Annotated in this window: 15 protein-coding genes; 11 read left to right on the plus strand and 4 right to left on the minus strand. The window is 62.7% G+C overall.

Features of this window, described 5'->3' with window-relative positions; all coding sequences use genetic code 11:
* Nucleotides 1-20: 20 nt before the first annotated feature.
* On the plus strand, nucleotides 21-875 hold the full coding sequence (gene rfbD, locus LC531_RS02520) for a dTDP-4-dehydrorhamnose reductase (protein WP_223648757.1): 855 nt from the start codon (nucleotides 21-23) through the stop codon (nucleotides 873-875).
* A gap of 2 nt (nucleotides 876-877) precedes the next feature.
* Nucleotides 878-1,537, plus strand: coding sequence for a hypothetical protein (locus LC531_RS02525; protein ID WP_223648758.1), 660 nt, complete (start codon nucleotides 878-880; stop codon nucleotides 1,535-1,537).
* A 5-nt stretch (nucleotides 1,538-1,542) separates the two neighbouring features.
* Here the strand turns inward: LC531_RS02525 and LC531_RS02530 are convergent, their stop codons facing one another.
* The gene (locus LC531_RS02530) at nucleotides 1,543-2,763 is read right to left on the minus strand and encodes an MFS transporter (protein ID WP_223648759.1); all 1,221 of its coding nucleotides are present in this window, start codon (nucleotides 2,761-2,763) and stop codon (nucleotides 1,543-1,545) included.
* 123 nt (nucleotides 2,764-2,886) lie between these two features.
* Here LC531_RS02530 and LC531_RS02535 point away from each other — a divergent pair, with 123 nt between their 5' ends.
* The 3 genes from LC531_RS02535 (at nucleotide 2,887) to LC531_RS02545 (ending at nucleotide 5,669) form a co-directional block, all read left to right on the plus strand.
* On the plus strand, nucleotides 2,887-3,402 hold the full coding sequence (locus LC531_RS02535) for a GreA/GreB family elongation factor (protein ID WP_223648760.1): 516 nt from the start codon (nucleotides 2,887-2,889) through the stop codon (nucleotides 3,400-3,402).
* A 214-nt stretch (nucleotides 3,403-3,616) separates the two neighbouring features.
* The gene (locus LC531_RS02540) at nucleotides 3,617-5,146 is read left to right on the plus strand and encodes an aldehyde dehydrogenase family protein (protein ID WP_223648761.1); all 1,530 of its coding nucleotides are present in this window, start codon (nucleotides 3,617-3,619) and stop codon (nucleotides 5,144-5,146) included.
* Between the two features lie 130 nt (nucleotides 5,147-5,276).
* Entirely contained in the window at nucleotides 5,277-5,669 is a 393-nt protein-coding gene (locus LC531_RS02545) for a DUF779 domain-containing protein (RefSeq protein WP_223648762.1), read from the plus strand.
* A gap of 73 nt (nucleotides 5,670-5,742) precedes the next feature.
* Here LC531_RS02545 and LC531_RS02550 read toward each other — a convergent pair whose 3' ends face one another.
* The 3 genes from LC531_RS02550 to LC531_RS22850 form a co-directional block, all read right to left on the minus strand.
* Nucleotides 5,743-6,276, minus strand: a complete 534-nt coding sequence (locus LC531_RS02550; protein WP_223648763.1) for a YybH family protein — start codon at nucleotides 6,274-6,276, stop codon at nucleotides 5,743-5,745.
* A 76-nt stretch (nucleotides 6,277-6,352) separates the two neighbouring features.
* A complete protein-coding gene (locus tag LC531_RS02555; protein WP_223648764.1) occupies nucleotides 6,353-6,970 on the minus strand; it encodes a glycine zipper domain-containing protein in 618 nt (205 codons plus the stop codon).
* Nucleotides 6,971-7,069: 99 nt separating this feature from the next.
* A complete protein-coding gene (locus LC531_RS22850) occupies nucleotides 7,070-8,278 on the minus strand; it encodes a molybdopterin molybdotransferase MoeA (RefSeq protein WP_223648765.1) in 1,209 nt (402 codons plus the stop codon).
* A 226-nt stretch (nucleotides 8,279-8,504) separates the two neighbouring features.
* Between LC531_RS22850 and LC531_RS02565 the strand changes: the two genes are divergently transcribed.
* The 6 genes from LC531_RS02565 (at nucleotide 8,505) to LC531_RS02590 (ending at nucleotide 16,229) form a co-directional block, all read left to right on the plus strand.
* Nucleotides 8,505-9,674 carry an NTP transferase domain-containing protein gene (locus LC531_RS02565; RefSeq protein ID WP_223648766.1) on the plus strand — a complete coding sequence of 390 codons (1,170 nt, stop codon included), beginning with the start codon at nucleotides 8,505-8,507 and terminating at the stop codon, nucleotides 9,672-9,674.
* Between the two features lie 101 nt (nucleotides 9,675-9,775).
* Complete coding sequence (locus tag LC531_RS02570; RefSeq protein WP_223648767.1) at nucleotides 9,776-11,191, plus strand: sensor histidine kinase; 1,416 nt, start codon at nucleotides 9,776-9,778, stop codon at nucleotides 11,189-11,191.
* A 35-nt stretch (nucleotides 11,192-11,226) separates the two neighbouring features.
* Nucleotides 11,227-12,594, plus strand: coding sequence for a sensor histidine kinase (locus LC531_RS02575; RefSeq protein WP_223648768.1), 1,368 nt, complete (start codon nucleotides 11,227-11,229; stop codon nucleotides 12,592-12,594).
* Between the two features lie 23 nt (nucleotides 12,595-12,617).
* A complete protein-coding gene (locus LC531_RS02580; protein ID WP_223648769.1) occupies nucleotides 12,618-14,771 on the plus strand; it encodes a sensor histidine kinase in 2,154 nt (717 codons plus the stop codon).
* Nucleotides 14,772-14,802: 31 nt separating this feature from the next.
* The gene (locus LC531_RS02585) at nucleotides 14,803-15,186 is read left to right on the plus strand and encodes a response regulator (protein ID WP_223648770.1); all 384 of its coding nucleotides are present in this window, start codon (nucleotides 14,803-14,805) and stop codon (nucleotides 15,184-15,186) included.
* The gene (locus LC531_RS02590; protein WP_223648771.1) at nucleotides 15,183-16,229 is read left to right on the plus strand and encodes an adenylate/guanylate cyclase domain-containing protein; all 1,047 of its coding nucleotides are present in this window, start codon (nucleotides 15,183-15,185) and stop codon (nucleotides 16,227-16,229) included. Before LC531_RS02585 ends, LC531_RS02590 begins: the two co-directional genes overlap by 4 nt.
* Nucleotides 16,230-16,329: the final 100 nt, after the last annotated feature.

A 16,329-nucleotide genomic window follows, 5' to 3' on the forward strand; every position in this document is an offset into this window, starting at 1 on the left:
GAACGCTATTTACTGAATAAATGCAGACGACGCTGGTTTTTGGGGCCTCGGGCCAATTGGGGCAGTGCCTGGCGCACGTAGCCAAAGAAAAGAAATTAACCGGTCTGGTCTTTCCACCCGAAGCGCAGGCCAATATCTTAAACCCCACCGGCTTACGCGAGCTATTTGCGCAGCACCGCCCGGCTTACGCCGTCAACTGCGCCGCCTACACGGCCGTAGATAAGGCCGAGGACGAGCCCGACCTGGCCCAGCGCGTCAACTGCGAGGGGGTAGCCAACCTGGCCCGGCTCTGCGGCGAGTTCGGCACTACGCTTGTCCAGATTTCCACCGATTTCGTGTTTGCCGGCACCGGTAACCAGCCGCTGGTTGAAACCGACGAGGCCGCACCCATCAGCGTCTACGGCCGCACCAAGCTGGCGGGCGAGCAGGTGATTCCGCCTCATACCAGCCAGTATTTCATCCTGCGCACGAGCTGGCTCTACTCCGAGTACGCCAATAATTTCGTGAAAACCATGCTCAAGCTCGGCCGCGAGCGCGACGAGCTGAAGATTATCTGGGACCAGCTCGGCACGCCTACCTACGCCATCGACCTGGCCGGCTGCATCCTGCACATTGTGGAGAGCCAAAGCACAGCCTACGGCATCTACCACTACAGCAACGAGGGCGTGGCCTCGTGGTACGACTTCGCCACGGCTATTTTCGAGCTGGGCCGCACGCCGGTGAAGACCCTACCCATCCGCACCGCCGAGTATCCTACCAAAGCCACGCGGCCCGCCTTTTCGGTCATGGATAAGAGCAAGGTGAAGCAGGCGTTGGGGGTAGCTATTCCGCATTGGCGAGCGAGCTTGGAGGTGTGCTTGGGGCGGTTGGGGTAGGTATGGAAACTCTTGAACTGGTACAGCGGATTATTTATGGTAGTCAAGCCGAACAGGAGCAGGCTATGCAATTGCTAACTGCTGAGGATGATAGGGCCGCACATTATGCTGGTTTATTTGCTGGATTAGGTGTCACGGCTGATAGTCGGGTTGACTTTTGGTGTCTGGATTTACTGTGGCGGCACTTCAAGGTGGAATTGCGGCGCTATGCCAGCCAAGCCATACCTAACTTGCTAGTGGTAGTGGTCAATGAGAAGCTGAGGGTACTTGACCGAGCAGTTTTGGCTTTGACAGCTACTGGCCCGCTCTCCGTAGTAGCATTATTACAAGCAATTGGGGCAACAACTAATGCCAGCCATACGGTAACGTTTTTATTCGCCATTCGAGAAAGTCGTCAATACCTGCATTTGTACGCTAAGCCCGTGCTCTCCCTATTATCCACCAAATTAGCTGATTCTGATGAGCAGGTTAGGTGGACAGCAATGGCCGTTCTAATGGATATCAGCCCGTTACGGCCTCGGTTTAACGAACAAATGAACCCGTCTGACTTTGAGCCACTTTACGGCTCACTCCTAGCAGTAGCCCAAAACTCTGCCTTACATAAGCAGGATGATTTGACTGCCCAATATATTGGGTTACTGCGGCAGCACTTGGCCAACTGAAATGCTCACCCGATTATTTGTCCCCGCCCATAAAACCGGTGCAACGCCAGCGCCAGGGCCACGAACGCGCTGCCCACGGCGCACACGCCCGGCCAGCCGAAGTGCGTCCAGGCCAGGCCGCCGACGATGGAGCCTAGGGAGCCGCCCGTGAAATAGCCCGTCATGTACACCGTGTTGAGGCGGCTGCGGGCCTCGGGGCGCAGCGAAAACACGAGCGTTTGGTTGGAGATGTGGACCGACTGCACGCCCACGTCGAGTAGCAGAATGCCTAGTATCAGCCCGGCCAGGTAGCCGCCGCCTACCCCCAGCAATAGGTACGAAGCCAGCGCCAGCCCCAGCCCCGCCGTGATGGCGTAGCTTGGCCCGCGCCGGTCGGCCAGGCCGCCGGCCAGCGGCGCGGCCAGCGCGCCGGCGGCCCCCACCAGTCCAAAAAAGCCCGCTACATCGCTGCCGTAGCCATACGCCGGGCTACCGAGGTAAAAAACCAGCGTCGTCCAGAACACGCTGAATGCGGCGAAAATGCTACCCCCCACCAGCGCCGACCGCCGCAGCGTCGGCAACTCGCGCGTCAGCGTGCCCAGTGAGCGCATCAGCGAGCCGTAGGTGCCCGTGAAATTAGGCCGGTCCTGCGGCAGCCGCCAGGCCAGCAGGCCCGTGAGCGCCAGCATGAGGCCCGCCGCGCCGGCAAATACCACCCGCCAGCCCAGGTGTGCGCCCGCGTAGCCGCTCACCGTGCGCGAGAGCAGAATCCCAATCAGCAGCCCGCTCATGATGCGCCCCACGATACGGCCGCGGTCGGCCTCGGGGGCTAGGTGCGCCGCCATCGGCAGCAGCAGTTGCGGCACCGACGAGCAGATGCCAATGAGCACGCTCGCCACCGCCAGCAGCGCGAACGTAGGGGCCAGCGCCGCGCCGCCCAGGCACACCGCCGCGCCTACCAGCATCCAGAGAATAAGACGCTTGCGCTCCAGCATATCGCCCAGCGGCACGGCCAACAGAATGCCCAGCGTGTAGCCGATTTGGGTGGCCGTAGCCACCAGGCTGGCCTGGCTGTCGGGCACGTGAAACGTGCGCCCGATGGCGGCCAGCAGCGGCTGGTTGTAGTAAATATTGGCCACCACCAGCCCGCAGGTGAGAGCCATGAGCCAGACTAAAGCGGTATCGAGGCCGCGGGCGGGGGTAGGGCTGGAGCTAAGAATAAAAGGCTCGGTTAGTAACTCAGGCATCAGGATAACGCGAACGAATCGGGGTAGGGATAATGGCGAAATAGCAGGCATTAACCCCAAACTGCCCGCCAGGGTTACAATTGGGCTGCGCAACCCGCCTGCCCGGTCCGCGTTTGCCTGGGTATGAGCCGAGGATTTATAAAAGAGGACGATGCCCAAACGCCGCCCATCGTGCCGCCTCGCGCCGCACTGCCGCCCGGTACCCCAAACTATGTGACGCCCAACGGCCTAGAGCAGCTGCGCGCCGAGCTGGTCACGCTCGAAGCCACCCGCCCCGCCAGCGAAGCCGACCGCGGCAACGACACCGACCGCACCCACCGCCTCTCGCTGCTCAACGGCCGGCTCGCGCTCCTCACCGAGCGCCTGGCCAGCGCCCGCCTCGTGGACCCCGCCACCCAGCCTCCCGGCGAGGTGCGCTTCGGGGCCACCGTCAGGCTGCGCACCCGGCAGGGGGGTAGGGTCGGGTTCGAGCGCACCTTCACCATTGTGGGTGTGGATGAGGCAGACATCGCGCAGGGTAAGGTTGGCTTCGTGGCGCCCATCGCCCGCGCTGTGCAGGGCGCGCAAGTAGGCCAGGTCGTGACTTTGCACCTCGGCCCGGCTACGAAAGAGGTGGAGGTAGTGAGCATTGCTTATTGAGAGGGGTAGAGCGAAAACGTTTGCCCTTGCTTGATGCGCAACATGTTCGCAAGGACGGGCAGTCCTCAGCCGGTTAACAATTTTTACCAACTATCCGAGCCGTAACTTTTTTAGTGAGTAATGACTTACTAACTTAGTATTGTTGATTTGCCGCTGTTCAGGTTAACTGTGGCTGTGTCCCATTTTCATTCCTCACCAAATCCCACCCTTTATCATGGTTGAAACGCTTGAAAAACCAACTACCGTAGTGGCCCGGCCCAATTTTAAATCGCACTACGACAACTTTATCGGCGGCAAATGGGTCGCTCCCGTTAAGGGTCAGTACTTCGACAACCCGTCGCCGATTGATGGCAAGGCGTTCTGCAAAGTGGCCCGCAGTACCAAGGAAGATATTGAGCTGGCGCTCGACGCGGCCCACGAAGCCTTCAAAACCTGGAGCAAAGCCTCGCCGACCGTTCGCAGCGGTGTGCTACTGAAAATCGCCGACATCATGGAGGCCAACCTGCCCTACCTGGCGGCAGTCGAGACGATAGAAAATGGCAAGGCCATCCGCGAAACGATGGCTGCTGACCTGCCGCTGGCCATCGACCACTTCCGCTACTTTGCGGGCGTAATTCGGGCTGAAGAAGGCTCCGCTACTGAGCTGAATGAAAGTACATTATCGCTGGTAATTCAGGAGCCGCTGGGCGTGGTGGGGCAGATTATTCCCTGGAACTTCCCGCTGCTGATGGCGACCTGGAAAATTGCGCCCGCCCTGGCCGCCGGCTGCTGCGTGGTGGTGAAACCCGCCGAGCAAACGCCCGCCAGCATTATGGTCCTTATGGAGTTGCTGCAAGAAGTGATTCCGCCCGGCGTACTCAATGTAGTGAACGGCTTCGGCCTAGAAGCCGGCAAGCCGCTGGCCAGCAACAAGCGCGTGCAGAAAGTCGCCTTCACCGGCGAAACGACCACCGGTCGCCTCATTCTGCAATATGCCGCCGAAAATATCATCCCCGTGACGATGGAACTGGGCGGCAAGTCGCCCAACGTGTTCTGCAAGAGCGTGATGGACCACGACGATGATTTCCTCGACAAGTGCATTGAGGGCGCGGTGATGTTTGCGCTCAACCAGGGTGAAATCTGCACCTGCCCCTCGCGACTGCTGGTACACGAAGACATTTACGACGCGTTCATCGCCCGCGTTATCGCCCGCGTGAAAGCTATCAAGCTCGGTAACCCAATGGATACCAACACGATGATGGGCGCGCAAGCCTCGAACGACCAGTTTGAGAAAATCCTGAGCTACCTCGAAATCGGCAAGGCCGAAGGGGCGCAAGTACTGGTGGGCGGCGACGCGTACCAGCAGGAAGACGGCGCGCTGGCCGAAGGCTACTACATCCAGCCCACCATCTTCCGGGGCCACAACAAGATGCGGATTTTCCAGGAGGAAATCTTCGGCCCGGTGCTGTCCGTCACCACTTTTAAGGACAGTGAAGAGGCCATTGCCATTGCCAACGACACGCTCTACGGCCTCGGTGCCGGCCTCTGGACCCGCGATGCCCACGAAATGTATATGATGCCCCGCGCCATTCAGGCCGGCCGCGTGTGGGTGAACTGCTACCACGACTACCCCGCTGGCGCGCCCTTTGGCGGCTACAAAGCCTCCGGCTTCGGCCGCGAAAACCACAAAATGATGCTGGCCCACTATCGGCAGACCAAGAATATGCTGATTTCTTACAGCCAACAAAAACTAGGGTTCTTTTAAGGGATTTAATCGTAAATTAATCAACCAAAGAAGAACGTCATGCTGAGCTTGCCGAAGCATGACGTTCTTCTTTGATTCTTGGGCAGTCCCTAAATAGCTTCAGTATCACCCATTCACCCGTTGCCCAAAGATGCCTACCTCCCGCGTCCTCGTCACTACCGCCGCCGAAGCCACCATTGACCTGCTGCGCGACGAGCACGGCCCGCTTATGTTTCACCAAAGTGGCGGCTGCTGCGATGGTTCCTCGCCGATGTGCTTCCAGAAGGGCGAGTTTCGGGTGGGCGGTAGCGATGTGTGGCTGGGCCAGATTCATGGCTGCGACTTTTTTATGAGCGCCAGCCAGTTCGAGTACTGGCAGCACACCCAACTGACCGTGGACGTGACGAAGGGTAGGGGCGCAAGTTTCTCCTTGGAAATCCCGTTGGGCGTGCGTTTTCTCATCCGCTCCCGGCTTTTTACGGAGGAAGAAAGCCAGCACATGGAGTCGGTGCTCAACGGCGAAGAATATCTGGAGCAGGTCTGAAACCGGCCAATGCTATAACCCAAAAAAGGCCCGGCGACATTCGCCGGGCCTTTAGTTTGCGCCGTGGTCGGCGTTATTTTTTCTCCTGCACGGGCAGGTCTTCGAGCTGGGCGAGACTGATTTTCCAGTTGCCGTCGCTGGCTTTCTTCCACAAAAAGACGTAGTTGCCGGAGCCCGCGCCGGTGGCTTTCTCGGTGGCGGTGGGCAGCACGTCCACCGTAAACGTGCCGGCCTCATAGGCCATGCCAGCATCGCTACCGGTACTGAGACTATTGGTTTTGAGGTTAGAGATTGTGGTAATAGTCGGGGTTACCCACTTATTGGTCACCTCGTCCTTGCCGCTGAAATGCGTTTCGCCTTGCAAAAACTGCACGTCATCGGCCAGCATATCCGTGACCTGGCTCGCCTGTTTGGCATTCCAGGCGCTCACAAATTTCTGGTCGAGGTCGGCCACGTTGGCGGCTGTGCCACTGGCGGCGGGTGCATCGGCCGTGGTGCTGGGGCTAGCCGTGGGGCTGGCCGCGCCGGTAGCCGCGGGTTGGTTTTGATTGCCGGAGCAAGCCGTGAGCAGGGCCGCCACGCAGCCGGAGAGCAGGTAAAGTTTCATGAAGAGTTTTGGAAATGAAAGAACGAAGGAGGACAAAAAAACCCAGGCCGGGGAGCCTGGGCTGAAAACCTGCTACCTACCAGCTTTTGCGCCGCACCTCCGAAAAAGAGTAGGGATAGCCCGTCTGGTCGTAGTTAGGGTTGGAGAAAAAGCCGGCAGCCACGGCTAGGTCGGCCACGGCGGGCGCGGCCCCTTGAGCCTGGCTGGCTTCGGCGCGGTGCTCGGCGGCGAGGCGGCGGTCAGCGGCGGCGCGGGCAGTACTGGTGCGAGCCGCATTGGCACGCGCGGTGGCAACGCGCTCATCGGCAGCCCGCGCTGAAGCCTGGGCGGCGGTGGTGCGCTGGGTGGCGGCGTCCCGCTGGCTGGCCGCGGCCTGAGCTTCGGCGGCAGCCTGCTCGCGGGCGGCGGCCTGCTGGGCGGCCACGGCGGCGGCGGCTTTGCGCTTGTTATCCGTGTGCTTGCCTACGGCGTAGCCTACGCCGGTGCCCGCTAGGCCGCCAATTAGCGCACCCACCTTGCGATTGCGGCCATTAACCAAGATGCCGCCCAAAATGCCGGCGGCCCCACCGATGGCGGCATCTTTGGCCTGGGGGCTCCAGCCGCGGCGCGGCGGTGCCTGCGCCTGGGCCTGCGAAGCGGGAAATAAGCCCAGCATTAGGACCGGAATGAGGAGTAACCAGCTGATGCGTTTCATGATGATGAATAGATGAAGAAAAGATGCTCATTGATAAGGTATTAGCCAGTACCTAGCCTGGAGCTAGGTACGTGAAGCAGCCGAATGAGTTGGGCGCGGCTACTCGCGGTAGCGCCACAGCGGCCACACTGTACCCGCCGCAAAATAACTCACCTCGGGGGCCAGCTCCAGTAAGCCATCGGCGGCAAGCAGGCCCGCGAGGTCACCTGAGCCGGCGGTGGGGGTAGGGAAAGCCAGCAGCCGGCCATCGGGCGCGTTTTCCAGGCGCACGGCCAAAAAGCAAGTCAGCGCGGGCTTAAAGTCGAACGGCGCGGCTAGCGCCGCGAACTGCGGCGGCCGCGCCGCCGCGCCCTGGCACTGCCGCAGCCAGCCGCGCACGTAGCGGTAGTAGGCCGCGAACGTGGCCACCGGGTTGCCGGGCAGCGCGAACACCACCGCCCCGCCCGGCCGCGCCCCGAACCACAGCGGCTGTCCCGGTCGCTGCGCCACCCGGTGAAAAAGCTCGCTTACCCCCGATTCGCGTAGCGCTTGCGGTAAAAAATCGGCCTTGCCCTTCGACACGCCCCCGCTAAGCAGCACCGCGTCGAAGCTGGTTAGCAGCGGTAATAAATTAGCTTTAAGCGCGGCCAGGTCGTCAGTAAAATGAAATACCTTGCTCGCCACGCCGTCCAGGGCTAAGGCGGCTTGCAGCATGGCGGCGTTGGAACTGCGAATCTGGTGGGGCAGGGGCGTGGCCGCGATGGGTACGATTTCGTCGCCGGTGCTCACCACGGCCAAGCGCGGGCGGCGGGCCACGACCAGCGTGGCCGCGCCCACAGTGGCCGCCACCGCCACATCGGCCGGGCTCAGCACGAGGCCCGATGTTAGCAGCCGCGCCCCGGCGGGCTGGTCGCTACCCTGGCGGTGCACGTTGTGACCCGGCCGGGGGGGCAGGGCGCGCACGGCGGCCTGCCGGGCCGGCGTAGCAGTAAAATCCAGGTCCTCGTAGCGAATCACCGTGTCGGTGCCGGGGGGTAGGGCCGCGCCGGTCATGATTTCAATGGCCGCCCGCGGGTCGGCCAGCGGCTGGGGCACGTCGCCGGCCAGCTGGGTGCGCTCGATGCGGAACTGCGTTTGGCCGGCGGCTAAGGCGTTGTAGTTTAGGGCGATGCCGTCCATCGTTACCCGGTCGTAGGGTGGGAAATCGCGGTCGGCCGCTACATCCTGGGCCAGTACGCGGCCCACGGCGGCGGCCAGTGGCACGGTTTCGGGAGGTAGGGGCCGGACAGTGGCCAGGATGCGGCGGTAAGCGTCTTCAACGGAAAGCACGGAGGTAGGCTTTAGGGATAAAAAGTGGGTTTACGTAAAAGTTACCCGTCCTTGCGAGCGCAGCGCGGCAATCTTTCCTGGTCGTTCGCTTCACTGGATTAGTAATCTTAGCGTGATTGAAAGATTGCCGCGCTGCGCTCGCAAGGACGGGCGACTTTACGAATGACAATATGTTTTACGTAAACTCTCCGTCAAGCCAAATCCTCCCTCACTTGTTACCCCATCCATGAGCCCTACCCCCCTGCCCCGCGCCAAGCACGCTGACCTTACCCGCCCCAACCTGGGCGACTTTGCCCGCCACGAGCTGGCCTTGCTGGGCGCGCCCTGCGGCGAGATTCAGCGGCTGGCGGCCCGCCTCACGGCTGCTTTGGCCCCGGCCGGGCACCGCGTGGGCTACGTGGATGCCGACCACGCCAGCGGCGATGCCGAGGCCGCCCAAACACTGAGCCCGCTGCTGCAAGCCGGAGCCTGGGCCGAAGTAACCGATAAGATTCACTTCCGCCGCCGCGACGACCACGGGCCGTTCGACCGCTTTGCGCAGCCCGCGCTGCTGGCCGCTGCCGACCTGGTGCTGGTGAATGGCAACCACTTCCGCGCCCGCCAGCAAATCGTGCTCGTGGACCCGCGCAAGTCATTGGCCCACAAGCTGGATAAGCTGACCGACGTGCAGGTGCTGGTGCTGGCCGAGGGGGTAGGCGAGCTGCCCGATTATTTGCAGCAGCACCTGCCGCACCACGCCGCCCTACCCCGCTTCGCGCTGGCCGACCCGGCCGGGCTGGCTGCCTGGGTGCGGCAGTGGCTAGCGGCCCGGCAGGCCCCGCTGCGCGGGCTGGTGCTGGCCGGCGGCCTCAGCCAGCGGATGCAAACCGACAAAAGCCGCCTGCGCTACGGCCCCACCGGCCGCGAGCAGCGCGAGGTAGCCGCCGACTTATTGGCCGAAGTTTGCCAGGATGTTTTCGTGTCGTGCCGCGCCGAGCAGGCGGCGGAAATGCCCGTCGGCTTACAGCCGCTACCCGATACTTTTGTGGGCCTGGGACCAATGGGCGGCATCTTATCCGCTTTTCGGCATGACCCCAACGCGGCCTGGCTGGTGCTGGCCTGCGACCTGCCCTTCCTTACCACCAACGTGCTGCGCACGCTGGTGGCCGGCCGCCAGCCCGCCCGGCTGGCCACCGCGTTTCAAAGCCCCAATAATGATTTTCCCGAGCCACTCATCACCATTTTCGAGCCGCGCGCCTACCCCGAACTACTGCGCTTCCTGGGCCTGGGCTACTCGTGCCCGCGCAAGATGCTCATCAACAGCGACGTAGAAGTGCTCCCTACTCCCGGTGAAGAGGCCCTGCGCAACGTGAACACGCCGGCCGAGCGCGCGGCGGCGGAAAAGGCGCTGGGGTAGGGGTAGCGATTTAGGGCTTGCGCAACGTGCCCGCCAGGACAGATGATTATGCGTAAATTCTAGGCTTTACTTTGCGGGGCCGGCTGGGCCGGTTTCCCGCTATGGAGCACGACGAAGTATACTGGCGCACGCATTTTGATTGGCCGCTGCTGTCGGTGGCCACGCTGGGGTTTGTGGCCGCGAGCGTGCTGCGCAGCCTGCTCAACAACCCGCGGCAGCTGCCGCAGGTGCGCGCGTGGCTGCTGGGGCTGTGGGTGCCGGCGGTGCTGGGCTTCGGTGGGTCGGCCGCGTTCGGGTACGTCAATAAGTGGTTTGCGGTGCTCTACACGCTGTTTGTGCTGGGCGTGTGCGCGGCCGTGCTGCTGCGCCTGCGCCGCTACCGCCCGGCCGCCACGGCGCTGTGGGGCCTCACGCCGCTGGCGCTGCATTATACCATTGGGCTTGTGTTGCGGGCGCGGGACTTGCAGTTCGTGCTGCCCTACCGGGACTATTTCCGCATGTGGTCCAAATTCAACCTGCTCTGGCTGGGCGGGATGCTCGTGCTGGCTTTTGTGCAGAAAAAAAACCTGCGCCAGGAGCAAGAGCGGTTGGCCGAAGCCGAGCAGCTGCGCCAGCAAGTAGCCGCCCGCAATGTCGCGCTGGAACACTTGGTAGATGAGCGCATGGCCGCCCTCACTCAGCAGGCCGACGCGCTGCAAGCCGCCCTGCGCGAGCTGCGCGCCACCCAGCAGCAGCTCATCCAAAGCGAGAAAATGGCGAGCCTGGGCGAGCTGACGGCCGGCATCGCCCACGAGATTCAGAACCCGCTCAACTTCGTCAACAACTTTGCCGACGTGAGCGCCGAGCTGGTGGCCGAGCTGGAAGCCGAGCAAACCCACCCTACCCCCGACGCCGCCCTCGAAGCCGAACTGCTGAACGACCTGCGCCACAACCTGCACAAAATCAACCTCCACGGCCAGCGGGCGGCCAGCATCGTGCGCGGGATGCTTCAGCACAGCCGCGCCAGCACCGGCGAGCGCCAGCCCACCAACCTCAACGCCCTGGCCGATGAGTACCTGCGCCTGGCCTACCACGGCCTACGAGCCCGCGACAAATCCTTCAACGCGACCCTAAAAACCGATTTTGCGCCCATCCTGCCGCTGGTATCCGCCGTACCTGGCGACCTGGGCCGGGTGCTGCTCAACCTGCTCACCAATGCCTTCTACGCCGTGCAGCAGCGCCAGCAAGCCGGCGAAGCTGGCTACGCGCCTACTGTGGCCGTGGCCACCCGCCGCGACGGCGACGAGGTAGAAGTCAGCATCCGCGACAATGGCACGGGCATCCCGGAAGCGGCGCGGGCCAAGATTTTTCAGCCCTTTTTCACCACCAAGCCCACCGGCGAGGGTACCGGCCTGGGCCTCTCGCTGGCCCACGACATCGTGGTGCAGGGCCACGGCGGCACCCTCACGGTGGCAAGCCAGGAGGGTGAGTTCACGGAGTTTGTGGTTCGGCTGCCATTTCGGGATTCGACGGAATAAGACGTTTATTTTCAATAATATAACCAATCAATTGCATGGCTGATGGTGAACTATACCTGTCTGCGCCGCTAGCCATTGGGTTGGTGTACTGGGGCCGCAAAGCGCTGGACATTCCTGCGCGCCTGCCGCGGTGGGACCGCTGGCTAACGCGCCTCTGGCAGCCGGCGGCGGCCATCATGGGGCTGGGACTGCTACTGGGCGGCCCGGTGCTGGATTGGCTCGACGATATGTTTCTGGCCGTGGTGCTCGGCATTGGCGTTGCCGTGGGCTGGCGGCTGCGCGCCTACCGCCCCGCGCAGTGGCTGGCCCTGGCCCTGCTGCCCGGCGTGGTTGTGCTCGTGGTGGAGCTGCTGGCACGGCCTTTTACCTTGGCTTTAGATAAGAGTGGTACGGTTGATAACGTGGAGGGCTTGGTAGTGGCCTGGCTAGGAGTCGGGCTGCTGGTGGCCCGCAGCCAAGCCAAGACCCTTAAAGTCGATGTGCAGCAGCGCCTGACCGTCGAGCAGGAGCAGCGGGCCATTGAGAGCCAAAACCAAACCCTCGAATACGAAGTGGGCCAGCGCACGGCCGCCCTGGCCCGCCAAACCGACGAGCTGCGCACCACCCTTCAGGAGCTTCAGGAAACGCAGGGCCAACTGATTCAGCGCGAAAAAATGGCCAGCCTGGGCGAGCTGACGGCCGGCATTGCCCACGAGATTCAGAACCCGCTCAACTTCGTCAACAACTTCGCCGATGTGAGCGTGGAGCTGGTGGCTGAGCTGGCCGAGGAACGCGCCCGCTCCGTGCGCGACCCGGCCATTGAAGCTGAGCTGCTGGCTGACCTGCGCCAGAACCTGGGTCGCATTGCGCAGCACGGCGGCCGGGCCGCCGGCATCGTGCGCGGCATGTTGGAGCACAGCCGCGCCAGCAGCGGCGAGCGCGCCCCCACCGACGTGAATGCCCTGGCCGACGAGTACCTGCGCCTGGCTTACCACGGCCTGCGGGCCAAGGATAAAACCTTCAACGCCACCCTGCAAACCGATTTCGCGCCCGCCCTACCCCCCGTATCCGCCGTGCCCGGCGACCTGGGCCGGGTGCTGCTGAACCTGCTCACCAATGCCTTTTACGCGGTGCAAAAGCGCCAGCAAGCCGGCGAGGCCGGCTACACGCCCACCGTGGGGGTAGCCACCCGCCAGGTGGGCCCGACGGTGGAAATAGCCGTGCGCGACAACGGCACGGGCATCCCGGAAGCCGTGCGGGAGCGGATTTTCCAGCCCTTTTTTACCACCAAGCCCACCGGCGAGGGCACGGGGCTGGGCTTGTCCTTGAGCCACGATATTATCACGAAGGGTCACGGTGGCACGCTCACCGTGGTAAGCCAGCCGGGCCAGGGTACCACCTTCACTATCACGCTGCCCGGCTAAGCCCTACCCCCCTTCTGCCGCTTATGAAACACCTGCTACTGTTACTGGCGCTAGTGTTCAGCGCCGGCTCGTGCCTGGCCCAAACGCCCGATTCGGCCGCGTTGCGCATTAACCGCCTACCCCCCACTACCGGCCTGCTGCTGCAAAAAGGCTGGCGCTACCACGCCGGCGACGACCCGGCCTGGGCCCGCCCCGACTTCGACGACAGCCGCTGGGACACCCTCAGCCCCACCCGGCCCCGGCGCGAGCTACCCCCCGCCTTGGGCACGGGTATCAGCTGGCTGCGGCTGCGTTTTCGGCTCGGCGCCAGCTTGCGCCAGCGCGACCTGCTATTTAATTCATTCGGGGTAGGGGCCATCGAAGTGTACCTCAACGGCCGGCTGGTGCAGCGCCAGGGGGTGCTCGCCGCCGACCCCGCGCGGGTGCAGCCCCTGGGCCAATTCCTGCCGCCGGGTGCCGTGCCCGCGGGCGGCCCCGCCGAGCAGGTGCTGGCGGTGCGCTACGCACCCTGGCGGCCGTTGCTGCCGCTAGGACTCAGCCAGCGGCCGCAGCTGAGAGTGACCCTGTTTGCCCCGCAACAATTTTGGGAAGGCCGGGCGCGGGAGCGGGATAGCGCCATAGTTCTTTTGGTGCTGGTGGGGTTTTCGGCCCTGCTGGCATTCCTGCACTTCGCCTTTTTTTACTACAACCCGTCGCAGCCGGCCAACCGCTACTTTGCCCGCTTTGCCCTCACGATAGCTTTGGGGTCCTTGCTGGGCTACGGCTTCCGAACCCTGGCCTTGCCTACGCTGGTGCCCTTTCTGGCGCTCTTGGTGCTGGCCAATGTCTTGGCCGCCATGAATGGGCTGTGGGCCATTCGGGCCTTGTACGCCTTGTTTCACTTCCGGCCGGGCCGGCTCTACCGGGGGCTGTGGGTGGCCTACTGGGGGGTAGTGCTCCTGCTGATTGTTTCCCAGAACCCGGCCGTTGATAGTGCGTGGACGATACTGGTGGTGGGGTGCGTAGTCGAGCAGCTGCGCCTGACGGTAATAGCCCTGCGCCAAGGGCAACGGGGAGCCGGGCTGATTGCGGCGGGATTTGCTGGCCAGCTGCTGGTCGCGATGGCCTATTGCGCCGTGCTGTACCTCGCTAAAACGCCATCTCAGCTGTTGCTGAATGTACTGCTCTTGCTGGGAATTGTGTTGCCGGCGCTGGGCATCTCCCTGTTTCTGGCCCGCGAGTTTGCCCTCGACGCCGAGCTGCTGCAAGTTAAGCTGGGCGAGGTCGAGCGCCTCTCGGCCCAAACCATTGCGCAGGAGCAGGACAAACAAGCCCTGCTGGCTGCCCAGAATGATACCCTCGAAACCCAGGTGCAGCAGCGCACCGGCGAATTGCAGCGCTCGCTCACCGAACTGCGCGCCACGCAAAATCAGCTCATCCAGAAGGAGAAAATGGCGAGCCTGGGCGAGCTGACGGCCGGCATCGCCCACGAGATTCAAAACCCGCTCAACTTCGTCAATAACTTCGCCGACGTGAGCGCCGAGCTGCTGGCCGAACTGAAAGAAGCCCAGGCCGCCGGTGATGCGGCCGAAGTAAGCGCCCTGGCCGATGACCTCACCCAAAATCTGAGCAAGATTCACCAGCACGGGCAGCGGGCCAGCAGCATCGTGCGCGGGATGTTGGAGCACAGCCGCGCCAGCACCGGCGAACGGGCGGCGCTGGATATGAATGCCCTGGCCGACGAGTACCTGCGCCTAGCCTACCACGGCCTGCGGGCCAAGGAAAAGAGCTTCAACGCCACCCTGCAAACTGACCTCGCCCCCGGCCTGCCGCCGGTAGAGGGGGTAGGGGCCGACTTGGGTCGAGTCCTTTTGAACCTGTTCAACAACGCCTTTTACGCCGTGCAGCAGCGCCAGCTGGCGGGCGAAAGCGGCTACGTGCCCACCGTAAGCGTAGCGACGAAACGACTGGCGGAGCAGGTCGAAATCCAGGTTTTGGATAACGGCACGGGCATCCCGGACGCCGTGCGGCCCAAGATATTTCAGCCCTTTTTCACCACCAAGCCCACGGGTGAGGGTACGGGGCTGGGTCTCTCGCTGAGCCACGATATTATTACGAAGGGCCACGGCGGCACGCTGGCCGTAGCTTCGCAGCCGGGCCAGGGCACCACGTTCACCATCACGCTGCCCACGGCCTGAGCCGCCGGGCCTGCTCCTATCTTTACTTCCCATGAAAATTCTGGTAGTTGACGACGAGACCGACGTGCGGGTGCTGTTCGAGCAGCGCTTCCGGCGCGAAATCCGCAGCGGCGAGTTTGCCTTTTCCTTCGCCTACTCGGGCGAGGAGGCGCTCACGTTTCTGCGTGACCATCCCAGCGAGGTCGTCCTCATTCTCTCCGACATCAACATGCCCGGCATGAGCGGGCTAGAGCTGCTGCGCCACGTCAAAAGCGACCCCCTACCCCCCCCGCCGCCGCTCGTGATGATGCTCACGGCCTACGGCGACGAGGCTACCCACCAGCAAGCCATGCAGCTCGGGGCCGATGACTTTCTGACTAAGCCCGTGGACTTCGCGGCCCTGCGCGATAAGCTCCACGTTATCTCAACCACATGAAAACCAAAATTTTAGTAGTTGATGACGAGGCCGATTTGGAACTGCTCATCAAGCAAAAGTTTCGCCGTAAAATTCGGGAAAATGCCTACGAGTTCGTCTTTGCCGGCAACGGCCAAGAGGCCCTCGACCGCCTGCAGGAGCACCCCGACGTGGATGTGGTACTGGCCGACATCAACATGCCCGTCATGGACGGCCTCACGCTGCTCGGCCGCCTGCCCGAAGCCAGCCCCGTCACTAAAACCGTGATGGTCTCGGCCTACGGCGATATGCAGAATATCCGGGCCGCCATGAACGGCGGGGCCTTCGACTTCGTGTGCAAGCCCGTTGATTTCAACGACTTAGAAGTAACCATTGAGAAAACCGCCCACCACGTGCAGCAGCTCCGCGACACCATGCGGGCTATTCAGGAGAATAATATCCTCAAGATGTACGTGGACGAGACGGTCATCAACTTTATGGCCCGGCCGGGCTTCGAGAACAAGCTGATGGCCTCCGAAACGGTGGAGGCCACGGTGATGTTCGTGGACATTTGCGGCTTCACCTCGCTCTCCGAAACCCAGCCGCCGGCCACCATCGTGAAGCTGCTCAATAAGTATTTCGACCAGATTGTGCAGGAGATTATCGCCCACGGCGGCTACGTGGATAAGTTTATGGGCGATGCCGTAATGGCCGTTTTCCGGGGCGAGTACCACCTCGACCGCGCCATTGACGCGGCCTTAGTCGTGCGCACCAACCTGCAAGCCACCCACGACCTCCTGCCCGGCGGCACCGACTACCACCCTGCCGTCAGCATCGGCATCAACACCGGCGAAATGGTGTCCGGCAACATCGGCTCCGCTACTCTCAAGCGCCTGGATTACACCGTGATAGGCGATACCGTGAACGTGAGCCAGCGCCTGCAATCGGCCGGCCAGCCCAACCAGATTGTCATCACCGAAGCTATTTACGAGCGCATCCGCGAAAGCTTCGAGTGCCAGCCCATCGGCGAGCTGCATCTCAAAAACAAAGCGCAACCCGTGATGACGTATGAGGTAGTTTCTTAGTTGACAACGTTTGTCATTGCGAGCGCAGCGCGGCAATCTTTCCTCCCGTCAGGGGTAGTAAACTCAATGATGCGAATGACAAGGAAAGATTGCCGCGCTG

The sequence above is a fragment of the Hymenobacter psoromatis genome (assembly GCF_020012125.1).
Classification (GTDB): Bacteria; Bacteroidota; Bacteroidia; order Cytophagales; family Hymenobacteraceae; genus Hymenobacter; species Hymenobacter psoromatis.

Excerpts from the sequence above, each read along its gene's own strand:
- rfbD (WP_223648757.1), top strand. The coding sequence starts at position 21 with ATGCAGACGACGCTGGTTTTTGGGGCCTCGGGCCAATTGGGGCAGTGC.
- LC531_RS02525 (WP_223648758.1), top strand. The coding sequence starts at position 878 with ATGGAAACTCTTGAACTGGTACAGCGGATTATTTATGGTAGTCAAGCC.
- LC531_RS02530 (WP_223648759.1), bottom strand. The coding sequence starts at position 2,763 with ATGCCTGAGTTACTAACCGAGCCTTTTATTCTTAGCTCCAGCCCTACC.
- LC531_RS02535 (WP_223648760.1), top strand. The coding sequence starts at position 2,887 with ATGAGCCGAGGATTTATAAAAGAGGACGATGCCCAAACGCCGCCCATC.
- LC531_RS02540 (WP_223648761.1), top strand. The coding sequence starts at position 3,617 with ATGGTTGAAACGCTTGAAAAACCAACTACCGTAGTGGCCCGGCCCAAT.
- LC531_RS02545 (WP_223648762.1), top strand. The coding sequence starts at position 5,277 with ATGCCTACCTCCCGCGTCCTCGTCACTACCGCCGCCGAAGCCACCATT.
- LC531_RS02550 (WP_223648763.1), bottom strand. The coding sequence starts at position 6,276 with ATGAAACTTTACCTGCTCTCCGGCTGCGTGGCGGCCCTGCTCACGGCT.
- LC531_RS02555 (WP_223648764.1), bottom strand. The coding sequence starts at position 6,970 with ATGAAACGCATCAGCTGGTTACTCCTCATTCCGGTCCTAATGCTGGGC.
- LC531_RS02565 (WP_223648766.1), top strand. The coding sequence starts at position 8,505 with ATGAGCCCTACCCCCCTGCCCCGCGCCAAGCACGCTGACCTTACCCGC.
- LC531_RS02570 (WP_223648767.1), top strand. The coding sequence starts at position 9,776 with ATGGAGCACGACGAAGTATACTGGCGCACGCATTTTGATTGGCCGCTG.
- LC531_RS02575 (WP_223648768.1), top strand. The coding sequence starts at position 11,227 with ATGGCTGATGGTGAACTATACCTGTCTGCGCCGCTAGCCATTGGGTTG.
- LC531_RS02580 (WP_223648769.1), top strand. The coding sequence starts at position 12,618 with ATGAAACACCTGCTACTGTTACTGGCGCTAGTGTTCAGCGCCGGCTCG.
- LC531_RS02585 (WP_223648770.1), top strand. The coding sequence starts at position 14,803 with ATGAAAATTCTGGTAGTTGACGACGAGACCGACGTGCGGGTGCTGTTC.
- LC531_RS02590 (WP_223648771.1), top strand. The coding sequence starts at position 15,183 with ATGAAAACCAAAATTTTAGTAGTTGATGACGAGGCCGATTTGGAACTG.